At 47.8% G+C, this 13,455-nt stretch carries 12 protein-coding genes; 9 read left to right on the forward strand and 3 right to left on the reverse strand.

The features are described from left to right. Positions 1 to 252: 252 nt before the first annotated feature. The gene (locus L1285_RS02455) at positions 253 to 1,140 is read left to right on the forward strand and encodes a cytochrome-c peroxidase (protein ID WP_235410857.1); all 888 of its coding nucleotides are present in this window, start codon (positions 253 to 255) and stop codon (positions 1,138 to 1,140) included. Further along, positions 1,137 to 3,950: an EAL domain-containing protein gene (locus tag L1285_RS02460; protein WP_235410858.1), complete on the forward strand. Its 2,814-nt coding sequence runs from the start codon at positions 1,137 to 1,139 to the stop codon at positions 3,948 to 3,950. Before L1285_RS02455 ends, L1285_RS02460 begins: the two co-directional genes overlap by 4 nt. On the opposite strand, the gene L1285_RS02465 is transcribed toward L1285_RS02460, so the two are convergent. Continuing rightward, entirely contained in the window at positions 3,947 to 4,411 is a 465-nt protein-coding gene (locus L1285_RS02465; protein ID WP_235410859.1) for a DUF3293 domain-containing protein, read from the reverse strand. The genes L1285_RS02460 and L1285_RS02465 overlap by 4 nt on opposite strands. An 80-nt stretch (positions 4,412 to 4,491) precedes the next feature. Here L1285_RS02465 and L1285_RS02470 point away from each other — a divergent pair, with 80 nt between their 5' ends. The 7 genes from L1285_RS02470 (at position 4,492) to L1285_RS02500 (ending at position 11,070) form a co-directional block, all read left to right on the forward strand. Next, positions 4,492 to 5,613: a type 1 glutamine amidotransferase domain-containing protein gene (locus L1285_RS02470; protein WP_235410860.1), complete on the forward strand. Its 1,122-nt coding sequence runs from the start codon at positions 4,492 to 4,494 to the stop codon at positions 5,611 to 5,613. A gap of 447 nt (positions 5,614 to 6,060) precedes the next feature. Beyond that, positions 6,061 to 6,393 (forward strand): winged helix-turn-helix domain-containing protein, encoded by a 333-nt coding sequence (locus tag L1285_RS02475; protein WP_162197945.1) that lies wholly within the window; start codon positions 6,061 to 6,063, stop codon positions 6,391 to 6,393. A 518-nt stretch (positions 6,394 to 6,911) separates the two neighbouring features. Beyond that, a complete protein-coding gene (locus L1285_RS02480; protein WP_235410861.1) occupies positions 6,912 to 7,331 on the forward strand; it encodes a hypothetical protein in 420 nt (139 codons plus the stop codon). 72 nt (positions 7,332 to 7,403) lie between these two features. Beyond that, positions 7,404 to 8,099 carry a response regulator transcription factor gene (locus tag L1285_RS02485; RefSeq protein ID WP_235410862.1) on the forward strand — a complete coding sequence of 232 codons (696 nt, stop codon included), beginning with the start codon at positions 7,404 to 7,406 and terminating at the stop codon, positions 8,097 to 8,099. A gap of 7 nt (positions 8,100 to 8,106) precedes the next feature. Next, positions 8,107 to 9,375: a sensor histidine kinase gene (locus tag L1285_RS02490; protein ID WP_235410863.1), complete on the forward strand. Its 1,269-nt coding sequence runs from the start codon at positions 8,107 to 8,109 to the stop codon at positions 9,373 to 9,375. Positions 9,376 to 10,329: 954 nt separating this feature from the next. Then, positions 10,330 to 10,644 carry a DUF6693 family protein gene (locus L1285_RS02495; protein ID WP_235410864.1) on the forward strand — a complete coding sequence of 105 codons (315 nt, stop codon included), beginning with the start codon at positions 10,330 to 10,332 and terminating at the stop codon, positions 10,642 to 10,644. 105 nt (positions 10,645 to 10,749) lie between these two features. Next, on the forward strand, positions 10,750 to 11,070 hold the full coding sequence (locus L1285_RS02500) for a DUF2834 domain-containing protein (RefSeq protein WP_235410865.1): 321 nt from the start codon (positions 10,750 to 10,752) through the stop codon (positions 11,068 to 11,070). Between the two features lie 137 nt (positions 11,071 to 11,207). Here L1285_RS02500 and L1285_RS02505 read toward each other — a convergent pair whose 3' ends face one another. Together L1285_RS02505 and L1285_RS02510 are read right to left on the reverse strand one after the other, a co-directional pair. Continuing rightward, a complete protein-coding gene (locus tag L1285_RS02505; protein ID WP_235410866.1) occupies positions 11,208 to 12,563 on the reverse strand; it encodes a hypothetical protein in 1,356 nt (451 codons plus the stop codon). A 55-nt stretch (positions 12,564 to 12,618) separates the two neighbouring features. Beyond that, the gene (locus tag L1285_RS02510) at positions 12,619 to 13,092 is read right to left on the reverse strand and encodes a hypothetical protein (RefSeq protein ID WP_235410867.1); all 474 of its coding nucleotides are present in this window, start codon (positions 13,090 to 13,092) and stop codon (positions 12,619 to 12,621) included. Positions 13,093 to 13,455 lie beyond the last annotated feature (363 nt).

A 13,455-nucleotide genomic window follows, 5' to 3' on the forward strand; every position in this document is an offset into this window, starting at 1 on the left:
ATCTCACAAGTTTAGACAAAATTTTAAGTTGCACCTCTCGTTATCAAAATTTATTGTCGGCACAGTTAAATAAGGCGCGATTAACTGGCCTAAGCTGACCATGGCGCGTTTGAGATAGCGGTTTCTTTATTCCAAATCAAATCAGCCGACATTGGCAATTGCTACATTAGTAAGGTGTTTAGCCCCTGTGAGTGGTACTAAAGCGTGATACTGAGATTTCTGATTTGGGCATTACTAAGCAGTTCAGTGTGTGTGGCAGCCGAACCCATTTTACCTTTACATAGTGTCGCAACGGATGAGCGTAAAGTGGCTCTGGGGCGGCAGCTGTTTTTTGACACCCGACTGTCGCGCTCTGGTGATGTGAGCTGCGCATCCTGTCATCAGCTGGCAACCCATGGTGCCGATAGGGTGCCGCGCTCAAAGGGCGTAGCCGGACGGCTTGGGGATGTAAGGGCACCCACAGTGTACAACTCAGTATTCAATATTCGTCAGGCCTGGGATGGCAAGGCGATAGATTTAAAAGCGCAGGTCACGCTGCCCGTAGAAAACCCCAAGGAATTTGCAACGACCTGGCCTGAGCTGATAGCCGCACTCAACGAGGATAAGTCATTTGTCAGCGCGTTTGAGCAGGTTTACAAGGGCGGCTTTTCGAGTGATGCCATCAGCGACGCCATTGCCCATTATGAGCGCAGTCTGATCACCCTGAATGCGCCGTTTGATTTGTGGTTGCAAGGTAAAGGGCCTTTGTCTGAGCAGGCTCAGGAAGGCTATCGTTTGTTCAAATATTATGGTTGCATCAATTGCCATCAGGGTAAAAATGTGGGCGGCAATATGTTTGCCAAAATGGGCACGTTTGGTGACTATTTTGGCGATCGCGGCACCCCAATCGAGCCGGCAGATTATGGCAGGTACAACGTCACAAAGCGTGAGGCCGATAAGTTCACTTTTAAGGTGCCGGGTTTACGAATGGCTGCCAGGCAGGACTATTTTTTTCATGATGGCAGTGAGCAAAGCCTCGAAGGCGCCATTGATACTATGGCCCGCTATCAGCTTGGTCGCTCGCTCAGTAAGGCAGAGCTTGCAGCCATTGCGGCCTTTCTCGAAAGCCTGGTTGGGCATCATCAGGAAATGACGCCATGAAGCGTAACGTAAAGATCAACTTGCCGGTCATAGGACAGTGCTTGCTAGTCGTGGTGCTGACGGCACTAATGGTGTACTTCTTCCGTGCGCATATTGCTACCGGCGAGCGTCAGCACGAGCAGGTGTCGCATTTGTTTGATGCCAAATCCATTGATGCCAAATTAGATAAGTTTGCGCTTGAGCTCAGTGTGGGCAGTTTGCGCCATTTTGACGAACTACAGCAGCTAGACAGGACACTGCAGCAGCTGGTACAGAGGCAGCAAACGCGCCAGGCAGGCATTGAGTATCTGGCATATCTGAGGTTGCTCAGGCATAAAATGGTGCTTATGGAGCAATTAAAAACCCAGGCGGTAGGGATGCGAAATGGCCTGACCTACTTGCCAGTGGTGCTCGATGAAATGGTTGCATCTAATCATCCTCAGGCACTGCTTGGCAGCACCATACTGGCAAGCCTGGTCACCTCTGGACAGTCACTGGATGAGCTGCTGCTGGATACCCGGATCCGCACTTTGGCACAGGCGACGGTAACCGAACCTGAGCACGCACTGCTTAGCCGCCGCTTCGTCAATCATATTCAGGTTGCAGTTGATTACTATCGTCAGGTGCACGCAACCCGTCAGGAATACCTGGCCATTAACAGCAAAGAAGCCTTTGCCCGGCTGTATCGGGCACAAATGGACTTGCACGGTGCCCAGTTGCGCCAAACCCGGACGCTGAGCGAGCAGTTATTTGGCCTGGCCGTGGTTTTACTGCTGATGCTGTTGTTTATTTTGCAGCGTTTAAACAAGGCAAAAAACCATGCACTGCAGGCCAGCCAGTTGCTGCATGACGCCATTGAGCGGTTGCAGGAAGGGTTTGCACTATACGATAGTGAAGGCACCCTGATGCTGACCAACCAGTGCTGGCTGCGCCACTATGGTGTGGCGTGTCGTACTCAGTTTCCGCAAACGCTGAATGAGTGGCAACTGCGTCAGTCTGAGTTTGTGCATGAGCAAAGTGATACGCCACAACGATTGCAAAAAACGGCGCACGGGCGCTGGATACAGATCCGTCATGCCCGCACCGAAGACGGCGGATATGTTTACATCAGCGTGGATGTTACTGAGTTTAAAGAGGTTGAAGCTGAGCTGAAGACCGCAGCGGCGGTATATCAGGCGACCCAGGAAGGGATCATGACCACCAACGCCAACCTTGAAATAACGGCGGTAAACCCGGCCTTTACCCGCATTACCGGCTACCCGGAGCAGGAAGTGTTAGGCCAAAAACCGAACCTGCTCAGCTCGGGGCGTCATGATAAACGTTTTTATGAACACATGTGGCATACGCTTGAAACCAAAGGCGAGTGGGCCGCCGAGATCTGGAACCGGCGTAAAGATGGCACCATTTATCCTGAGTGGCTGGCCATCAGTGCGGTTGAGGATGAACAGGGGCAGGTACAACAATATATTGCGGTGCTTTCCGATATGACGGAACGCAAAGAGCAGGAGGCCAAAATTGCTTATCAGGCCATGTATGATGCATTAACCGGGCTGCCAAACCGACGCCTGTTGCTGGACAGGATCTGCCAGGACCTGAAACAAATTGAACGCCAGCCGCACCTGAGTGCTTTGCTGTTCATCGACCTGGACAGGTTTAAACGGATTAACGATACGATGGGGCATGACGCCGGCGATAACTTGCTGCTGGAAGTCGCCAACCGACTTAACCATGTGGTACGACGCACAGACACCCTGGCCCGATTTGGAGGGGATGAATTTGTGTTGTTGCTGAGCCAGATAAGTGACGTGGAAGACGCCGCAAAAGTGGCAGAAAAGATCCTCACATCATTGGCTCAGCCATTTACCATTAATGGCTTTGAGGTGATCAGTGGGGCCAGCATTGGTATTGCTATCATGCCTGACGATGCCAACGAGCAGCAGGAGATCCTGCGCCGGGCCGACCTTGCTATGTACAAGGCCAAAGAAAGTGGTCGTAATCAGTATCACTATTTTGCGCCATCCATGCAGCAGCAGGTTAATCGTCGCGTTGAGCTGGAGCAATTGCTGCGCAAAGCCATTGCAAACAACGAGCTGGCAGTATTCTATCAGCCCATTATTGAGCTTAAAACAGGCCAGTTGTATGGCTTTGAGGCCCTCACTCGCTGGCCGCATCATGGCCAGTTTATTGCCCCTGATGAGTTTATTCCGGTTGCCGAAGAAAGCGGTTTGATCTCTGAGCTGGGCGAGTGGATGCTGATGCGCTCAACCTCAGACATTGCTGCGTTAAACACTAAACTGGGCCTGGATTGTTGTTTGTCGGCTAATATTTCCAGCCAGCAGTATCGGCTTGGGTTTAATGCCACAACTTTGCGTCATATCCTGCGTCAGACCGGATTCAAGCCCGCCAATCTGGCACTTGAGATCACCGAGAGTATTTTACTGGATGACGACCAGGCGATCCTGGCCTGGCTTGAGGGGCTCAGGGCGACAGGCGCTCACCTGTCGATAGACGATTTTGGCACCGGGTACTCTTCGTTAAGCTATTTGCGCCGCTTCCCCATCAACACCATTAAAATTGATAAGAGCTTTATTCACGAGTTTGCACACGCCCCGGACTCACAAAACCTGGTGCGCGCGATATTATCCATGGCCGCCAGCTTGGGGCTGTCGGTTATCGCCGAAGGGGTTGAACATGTGGCTCAGCTCGAAGGCTTAAAAGCCATGGAATGCGACTTGGTACAGGGTTATGTGTATGCCAAGCCTATGTCACTGGAAGAGTTGCAGATCTGGTGCAGCGAGTTTGCTCAGGAGCACACTCAGAGCCTGGCCTAGCGGAGAGAGGCTCTGCGACTCACAATCGCGTGATTGTGGTTAGGGAGTTCATTATAGGTCAGACGGGCTCTGAAGGATGTGCCAAGTTGCACACGCTGTTGAGGGTTATACGTATTACACAGCCAGACTTGCCCACCATCCACAAAATAGTAGGCCTTCTGGGTGCACAAAGAAGCCAGGCGCGCGGCGGTGCGCTCGGAACAGAGTATCAGGACACTGAATTCACGATAATCCAGGTCGCTACTTGCCCCCCAGATGGCATGCATCTGATAGCCCCTGCGCTTGATTGCCTGGTACAGCAGGTGCTGGAAACGGCGGTTTTTGGCCAGCGTTTGTTTTACGCCGTTGGGGTTCCACAAGCTGATGATTGCGCCGCGGGGTGTTGCTGGCAGTGCCCCGTAAGGCCGAAACCAAACTTGCTGATACTGCTGCCAAAGTGCGTTGTCGATTTGATGGTGCATCAATGTTGATGAGTGACTAATTTCACGGTGGCTTCACAGTAGCAGGGATACGCTGAGTCTGTCCAAACAAAGGAGACTCAATGATGAAAAGACCACTGATAGTTGCATCTTTATGGTCGCTGGTAAGCGCAGGTGCTATTAATTCGGCCATTGCCGCAGACGAGCCACATGTACTCATGGTGTTAAGTAGTTATGGTAAGCAGGTTGATGGCAAAACCACCCAGCCTGGTTTTGAATTTGATGAGCTGAGTAAAGCCTACCAGGTATTCAGTAACAATGGCATTCAGGTCACGCTGGCCTCGCCGGCGGGTGGCCAGCCACTGGCTGATGAGTACAACAAGGATAAGTCCTACAACCAGGCGTTTCTAAACGACCAGCAGGCGATGAGCGCGCTGTCTGATACCGTTAAGCTTGCCAGTCTTAATGGGCAATCATTCGACGGGGTATTCATTGTGGGGGGCAAAGGCCCCATGTTTGACTTGCACCAGGATAACGAGTTGCAGCGCCTGATCCGGGAAATTTATGAGCAACAGGGCGTGGTTGGCGCTGTGTGTCATGGCCCGGCGGCACTGGTTGACGTGAAACTGAGCAACGGCGACTATCTGGTCGATGGTCGAAGAGTAAATGGCTTTACCAACCTCGAAGAAACCGCGTTTGGTAAAAAATGGCGTCCACAGTTTGAGTTTTTACTGGAGGATAAGCTCAAGGAGCGTGGCGGTTTATTTGAGCAAGATGGCTTAATGCTCAACCAGGTCACCATTGACGGTCGCCTGATCACCGGACAAAACCCCTTTTCAACCGCAGATACGGCGGTTGCCATGGTGCGTGCCTTGGGTATAGAGGAGGTCAGTGAGCCCGTTTATAAGGACGATCAAAGCGTAAAACTGGCCGAGCTGCTATTTAGAGACAAAGCGGCCGCTGTGGCACAATTCAATAAGTCGCCAGATACTTATGATGTCCAGATGCTGGCCATGCTGGGAGTGTATCAAGCCAAGTTTGCTACCACTCAATTGCAGCTGCACCATGCCATAGAGCTGATGACCTTTGTACAGTCGCAGTTTAACCATCCTATGATTGAGCTGACGATTGCTAAGGCCCATGTTCGGCAAAATAATCAGGCTGAGGCAAAATCCAGCCTATTACGCGCCCAAAAGGCCTACCCCGACAATGCCAAAATTAAGGCCATGCTTGCCACGCTGTAACGCGTTATTCAGTGAAGTATATTGCGGTAACTGGGGTGAGGTTTGCTCCAACCGCAATAATTATGAAATTTACTAATAGCTGAATGAGCGGTTGTTTTATGTCCATTGTAACCAATAACGGTATAAACGGTGGGGAATAATTTGCCCAGAGCAATCTGATACCCTCAGATGTATCATTTTTGTTTTATATTTGTGTTCTACTTGTTCAATGTGAATAATTCCTTGCACTCAAGCACGGACAACTCAATAATTTTTCTATTAACAAAAGTCATGTGCTTTCATCGCAAATCGGATTTCAAAAACCCCAGTCAGACGCTACACTAAATGTGCTTGATAACTCAAAACGTCAAAGGAAGTGTGTCTATCATTATGAAGTTAAATGATAAATATGATACTGACTTTAGCCGTGCAGTATTTGGGCCCTATGAGCTTCACAAAAGGAAAAGGTTGTTAACATATTGTGGTGAAAGCGTGCGCCTTGAGCCTCTTATTTATGACTTATTAGAATATTTTATCTGTCATAGAGATAGGGTGATTGGCCGGGATGAATTGTGCCGGGAGATCTGGCAACAAGAGTATGTCGACAACAATGCTATAAATCGGGCTGTGTCCGAGTTAAGGCGCTGTGTTTCCAAACACAAACTTGGGGTTGACGTGATCAGAACGCATTACCGCAAGGGCTACAGTTTTAACCTGATGGTTGAACTGGATCCCAGACCAAACCCGTTCCGTTGGATAGCTAAGTGGTTTCATCAGGCTGTACCATGCAAAGGACAGTGATCAATCAAAAACCTGGCTTTTTAACCAAAAGCCCGCTGGGCAGGCGTCGCTCAGCCAGTCGTGCTTAATATCAATTTCACTTAATACTTGTTCAATTTGAAGGAGCAAATATGACGCTAACGGCGTTAAAAATTTCTCATTTAGAGCGTCTAAATGTCCAAATTTTTGCCTAGTTATCGACCCTATTTTCTCGCCTCAAAATAGAACACTTAATTAAGCAAATTGATATGATCTCTTCGTATTTTGTCCTGGTTTAGTGCTTCTCAGCACCAAATCTAGTTTTATACCCGTGCTGGTGGGCCAATTTTTATAATTTGCCTGCCTACGTCACAATCCGCATATTATTTTGAGTCCGCACCGCTTTTATGTTTACAAAAGCTAATATTCGCTTGGTTGGTTGTAAAGCAAAATGGATGAGCAAGGCGAGGTTTTTTACCCACATAACAATCACGATTTTTACGAAATAAGCAGGGCATGATAGACTGGGCGCCGAATAAAAGGACTAACCAGGAGATATGATGGCGCCGCCACTTCAACAACTGACCAGCTGGTTTTGTACGCTGCCTCAGGGCCAAAGACAGGTGCTGACCGAGACACTCAGTAGCGTGTTTACTGAGCTCAATGCGGTGCCTGCCTTAAGCAAGGAGCAATCGCTGCTGACGTTACTGGACAGCCAACCACCAACAAGCAAAATCATTGCCCTAATTCTTAATCTGCGTACGCAAATCGAACATACCATGACGACCCAGGCCGACACACTGCCAAAGTTAACCGCCGCCGAAGATCTGCTGTTTTATAGTCGCGCACAGGATAGCAGTGCCCTTAGGAAAATAGCCGATGAGCAATGGCACTGGCAGCAATCACGTGACTCCTGGCTGCAATTAAAACACGCGTATTTATCGTTAGATTATGTTCGCCGCTGGTTGCACACCCACTGAAGTGTATTTCACATTGTTTTCACGAACCTTGCACTAGTCTATAGTCACTTGTTTATTAGTATGGTGGCCGGGATGGCACAAATAAAAGTACTGCTCATTGAAGATAATCAGGATCTGAGCCGCAACATCGGCGAATATTTTGAGTCACAAGGTGCTGTGGTGGACTTTGCACACACCGGAGAGCTGGGAGCGAAACTGGCGCTGGAACAATTTTACGATTGTGTGGTCCTAGATGTGATGCTACCCAAAATGGATGGATTGGCTGTCTGTCGGCAATTACGTACAGAGGCCAATCGCCATATTCCCATCATTATGCTGACAGCCCGCGATACACTGGACGACAAGCTCAGCGGTTTTTCTCTTGGCGCGGACGATTATCTGACTAAGCCATTTGCACTTGAAGAGCTGTGGGTGCGCTGTAATGCCCTGGCCAGAAGGCACTTACTTAACAGTGAGCACACACTACGCTTGGGAGAAGGTGAACAGGCTCTGTCGCTTAATAGTCAGACTCAGCAAGTTGAACGTGCCGAAACCCCCATTACGTTACAACCAATTCCGTTTAAAATTCTGCGCTTACTGATGGAGCACCACCCAAGGGCACTCAGTCGCAGTGAATTGTGCGACCGTATTTGGGGCGATGAACCGACCGATTCAGATGCACTGCGCTCTCACATCTATCAACTTCGTAAGGCCATTGATAAGCCGTTTGTCAGTCCGATCATCAAAACCATTCACGGCATTGGTTTTGCGCTTGATATAGAAGGATAAGCGACCTGTGAAAGCCACTCAGTTACGCAATCGGATCCTGGCCTTTTTTGTGGGGATTGCGCTGTTCATTAGTGCCTTGTTTGGTGCAGCGAGCTTTTTGTTTGCTTATAGCATTGAAGACCGCTTTTTTATCGCTTTGCTGAACGATGAAGCCCAAACCATTGCCACGCAACTTGCAGCAGGTGAGCAAGCCAAACCCAGGCTGGCGTTCATTCAGTTTTACCCCAAGCGAACGGACCTACCAAAAGCCGTACAGGACAAGCTTGCGCAAGAGCCAAACCGTATTGAATTTAGCGGTGAAGGTGAGGCCCATTATCACCTTAAGAAACTACCAAACGGTTACTTAGTGGCCGAGGTGAGCGAGCAGCTGGTGGTGCGCAAGATCAAAGGCGGTATGCTGACATTTATACTGATCTTGTTTGGTGGTGTGCTGGTTGTGGCGCTGGTGCTGGCTTTTGTCTCTTTGATGATGGCAAAACGCCTGGTTAAGCCTTTGGATACTTTAGTTAAAATAGTAGAAGATGCCCCGGTTGAGCGGTTACCTCAGAATTTTTCGGGGCAATTTGTTAATGATGAAATTGGTGCATTTGCTAAAACGCTGGAGCAGGCACTGGCAAGAATACGACGTTTTATCAATCGAGAGCAGGCATTTACCCGCGACGTTTCTCATGAATTAAGAACGCCCGTTGCGATAACACAAAGCTCGCTCACCTTACTTAAACAAACACAGCTGGATGACAAACAAGCCGAGCTGGTGGGCCGGATAGCAGATGCCCAACATCAAATCACGCAAAGCCTTGAGGTGCTGCTGGCACTGGCCAGAGAAGAAACCTTAACCACAGCACAGACCCGCGTGCTGCCGGTGGTGGAGCAGGTGATCTTAAATCAGGCTGAAAAAATCGCCGATAAAGACATTGATGTGGAGGTGGAAGTCGCAACCTCCGTCACGCTGCCCATTGCACCGAGTGCCCTGCAATTACTGCTAAATAACCTGGTAGGTAACGCATTTACCCATATCCACAGTGGGGTGGTGACCATCAGCGCCAGCACACAAACCATTATGGTTGCGGATACGGGGCAGGGGATCGCGCCACAGCAGCTAAAGACCTTGTTTGAGCCGGGGGCAAAAGGGCCGGACAGCAAAGGCATGGGCATGGGGTTGTCTATGGTTAAGCGCTTGTGTGAAAAGCTGGATATTGAACTGAGTGTTTCGATCTCAGAAGCGGGTAGTGTGTTTTGTTTGAAGTTTCCTGACGGGGATAGCCAGGTTAACTAATCGCTGAGTCATTATTTACTCACAAAATTGGAGTGGTTCGACATGTAAGGCTGATAGTCTCTATCGTCATCCCGGAGGCTTGCGAGCCGGGATCTACTTAAACACCACACAGAAGTGCTTTGTTTCGAGCAAATTCGACGAACAACTCCACCAATTCACAAACAACCCGGTCACTTCCAAACAACCAGTCATCCCGGACGCTTGCGAGCCGGGATCTACTTAAACACCACACAGAAGTACCTTGATTCGAGCAAATCTGATGAACAACTCCACCAATTCACAAACAACCCCGTCACGTCCAAACAACCCGGTCATCCCGGACGCTTGCGAGCCGGGATCTACTTGAACACCACCCAGAAGAGCTTTGCTACGAGCAAATCTGACGAACAACTCCACCAAATCACAAACAACCCCGTCACGTCCAAACAACCCGGTCACTTCCAAACAGCCCGGTCATCCCGGACGCTTGCGATCCGGGATCTACTTAAACACCACACAGAAGTGCCTTGTTTCGAGCAAATCTGATGAACAACTCCACCAATTCACACAAACCACTTCGTTATCCGGGAAGTGCAGTCATAAGCGGGTTTATAAGACTACGCCACTATGGTTGTCTGGCAAATGGATATAGCGGTGCGGCCATCTTGTCAATGCAATGTGCAAGGGAGAGATATCCATACTGTTCCGAAATCACAACCACTTGCTAAATAGGAAAAAATTGGGTCTAATGATACGCATAAATAACGTTGTTCAGGCAGGGAAAGAGTCACGTTGTAACGGATTAAGTCACAAACAATTCAAAACAAAAGTTACTCATCAAAAACCAATCCCCTTAGTATAAATCACACCAGCCGGATATGGCGTACAGGCAAAGGCCCAGATCAACAAGAGATTATGTGTAATACTCAAGCATAAATACTGAAGTGCTTGGCAAAAATCGAAAAAGGAGTAAAAATGAGAATTCAGGCAGATGTAGGGACATTAGATATTCTAGGTCATTTAATACTTTGGTTTATTTTAATATTAATAACATTTGGTATTGGTGCTTTCTTTTTCCCGTACTCATTCTCTAAATTTATAATTAATCGTTCAAAAGTCATTGATGACAACGGAAATCCAAGACCAATGGTATGCCATACTGATATCTTTGGAAATATAGGTCATGTAATCTTATGGATTATCATATCTATAATTACTCTTGGGTTAGGTTATGCTTTTTATTTTTACAAAGTCTGGAACTACTCCTTAAATAATACAACCATTGAGTGATTTGCAATCTAAAAAGCGCTTTAACTAAATGACGCAAAACAGCAGGCTTGCGCTTCTTCGTCGCTAACTTCAGCCTGCTATTTGGCGCCAGTCAAGGGTGACTAAATGGTAAGGTTTTATCTGGTTCTGGCCGTGCTAGGAATTTTGCTACCTTATGGTGCGTTTGTTCCTTGGGTAGCAACCAATGGCCTGGATATTGGTCTTTTTTTTGGTGAAGCGGCGGCAAACCCAATTAGTGTATTTGCTTGGCTTGATGTTTTGGTTGCGGCGATTGCTTTATTAGGTTTTATCTTAGTGGATGGCGAGAGACACAAAGTGAAGCACCGGTATTTTGCTGTGTTGGGAACTTTGTTAGTCGGCGTATCGTTTGGGCTGCCATTGTATCTATACCTTAAAGAAAGGCAGTCATTTCAGTCACAGCCTTAGCAACTAGACTTAGCACCTGGTACGTCCGAAATACGCAGGCGAAACATGCAGGCACTCAGTGATATCAGCTTCACTTATAGCGATTTAGCCCACCTTTGGGCTTATTCGCCAAAAAACGCCCGCCAAAAGTCACTAAATTACTTGTCAAAAAACCATTCAAACCAGGCTGACTTCTGAGTGTCTGGGTCATTTCTCAGCTGATATAAGGCATCAAATTGAGCGAGGTCCAGCTCAGCCGGTGGCGCAAAGCCGGGACTGTCTTGCACTAACGTTACACCATTTTTACGGCCTTTTTCAGTGACCTCACAGACACCGTTTTTGCATGAGACATCCGGCTCGGGGAGTGAGATGCGTTCTTCAGAGTGGGAGATAACATAGCGCTCGCTGGTGCTATTTGCTTCAGTGAAAGTTTTAAACTGCTCGGGCGAGTCACTGGTAGGCATACCCGCCGTTACTTCTGCCATGTGTGCCAGAAATTGGTAGCTACCCCGGTGAGAGAGCGCGCCTAGACCGGGCTGCGTGATAAAAGACACAAAGCCTTTGTCCAGGGCACTGTCAGACAAGGCACCACTGTTCGTCAGGCGATCTATTGAAGCTTGATCTTTTTGTGTAAATCCGACTGTCAGCTTTTGGCCGTCGGCATTAAAATGCCCTTCATTGAAATTACCCAGTAACTTGCCGTCGTCATGTCGTCTGTAGTTGCCAAGATCACTGGCGAGCTTTTTAATGTAGGTAAAGTCTATGTCATTTTGATCCGCATATTGATACATGTCAGCCAGCACATCTCTATCTTGCTGGGTCAAAAATTCATAATTGCTGCGCTCTAAGTTGTTTAAAGACATACCTTGTGCGCCGTTTTGTACTTTAGGTTCATTGCCGCCAAACAAGTCTGCCACCATAAGCGCATAGTACTGCTCAGATTCACCGCCCTTTGCTTGCGCTGATAGGTTGATATCTTGTATCGCAGACTCAAAGTGTGACTGTGCTTGCGACATGTAATTATCGGGGAGCATCGCTTTAGCGAGATCTGAAAACGCCTGATAATGTGTGTCTAACGCAGTGGCAAATGATGCCGCGGCATTATCATCTTTGAGTGAATGTCGCTTCAACTCGGACAGCGCGCGTTGATCAAGCGCATGCCATTGTTCATAAGCGGCAACCTTTTCCGCCTCTGAAAAGGTATGACTGGGGTCCATAGCGATGGTCTCCAGCTGAGATTTGGACAGTTGCTCAAACTCGAACTTAGCCGAGTCAATCGCTGCTTGTTCGTTCTGAGCTTGCCACGTTGCCGCACTTTTATCCTGGGGAAAGGGCTGTTGAGTCAAACGGGCGGCGTCAATGGCTTGTTGTGCTTCTTTAAGTCTCACTGCCAGTGAAGAAACAGACACCTGTGTACTGTGTGCGCTGCTCTGGCTGGTAGTCGTATTCGAGCGATGTGAGTTAGCAGGTGAGGCTTGCGTTTTTGCGTGCCATCGGGTGTCTGATATATCCATATTTACTGTCCCAAAAATGAGATAACCCCTTATTAAATAAGGGGCTAAATTTGACTTAGTTGGCCGAATAGTGGAATGTCACACTTTCTTTTCTGTTCGGCTCAAGGTAATGGAAACTACCTGTTGCATCTACACGATGCACGATTGATGCTGTAATACCCGCTTTGAATTCAAAGCCATTAAATGCGGTCACATGACCTGAAGAATTTGGCTGTATTTCAACACACTTAATAGGGTTATTGGTATACGCTCGATAGTAGCACAACTCAGCCGTTTCGGTGGTCGACTCAGAGAAATTTGCAGAGACGTAGCTGATACCTGTGATTGTCCCTGTTTTGTCTCTATATGGAATATCTCTTAAATCCATGTTCAATACTGAAAATAACTCACTGGAAAGTCCACCAGCAGAGCTTAATACCAGCATTCTACTAGGTTGTCTTTCTTTGGTGATATTATAATCGGTAGCGAATGATTGGCCACTCATTAACAGGGTAGATAAAAGTAGAGCAGAAGCAGACATTTTATTCATTTAAACAACTCCTTATTGAATGTCTATTTATGGTATTTTCTATTACCGATCGTGATGCTATTAGATTTCAATGTTTGTGTCAATGCGTTGTTTTTATTGAGAATTTTGCAATTTTTAAGTCTTGGGTTTTGCGTTTTTAAGGCATGTTAAAGGGAGGTTGTAAACGACTGAAAGCGATTTTAAATGAAACCATTGAGTGAAGATTAGCAAAATAAGCTAAAACAAGCAGAGATCCAGCACTACCAATGCGCGCAAGGATTACTGAAACACCCATATATTTCTTTTGGGAACTGTGGTGTTGTTATTCGGTTAGTCTTTTTACAAAGTAAATCGGGCCAGACAGTTTAAGCAGTTCCTTGTCTG

This window comes from Pseudoalteromonas sp. DL2-H2.2 (genome assembly GCF_021532535.1).
Classification (GTDB): Bacteria; Pseudomonadota; Gammaproteobacteria; order Enterobacterales; family Alteromonadaceae; genus Pseudoalteromonas; species Pseudoalteromonas rubra_A.

Bases quoted from the DNA above. Each gene is read 5' to 3' on its own strand.
- L1285_RS02505 (WP_235410866.1), bottom strand. From the start codon at position 12,563: ATGGATATATCAGACACCCGATGGCACGCAAAAACGCAAGCCTCACCT.
- L1285_RS02480 (WP_235410861.1), top strand. From the start codon at position 6,912: ATGGCGCCGCCACTTCAACAACTGACCAGCTGGTTTTGTACGCTGCCT.
- L1285_RS02495 (WP_235410864.1), top strand. From the start codon at position 10,330: ATGAGAATTCAGGCAGATGTAGGGACATTAGATATTCTAGGTCATTTA.
- L1285_RS02500 (WP_235410865.1), top strand. From the start codon at position 10,750: ATGGTAAGGTTTTATCTGGTTCTGGCCGTGCTAGGAATTTTGCTACCT.
- L1285_RS02485 (WP_235410862.1), top strand. From the start codon at position 7,404: ATGGCACAAATAAAAGTACTGCTCATTGAAGATAATCAGGATCTGAGC.
- L1285_RS02470 (WP_235410860.1), top strand. From the start codon at position 4,492: ATGATGAAAAGACCACTGATAGTTGCATCTTTATGGTCGCTGGTAAGC.
- L1285_RS02460 (WP_235410858.1), top strand. From the start codon at position 1,137: ATGAAGCGTAACGTAAAGATCAACTTGCCGGTCATAGGACAGTGCTTG.
- L1285_RS02465 (WP_235410859.1), bottom strand. From the start codon at position 4,411: ATGCACCATCAAATCGACAACGCACTTTGGCAGCAGTATCAGCAAGTT.
- L1285_RS02510 (WP_235410867.1), bottom strand. From the start codon at position 13,092: ATGAATAAAATGTCTGCTTCTGCTCTACTTTTATCTACCCTGTTAATG.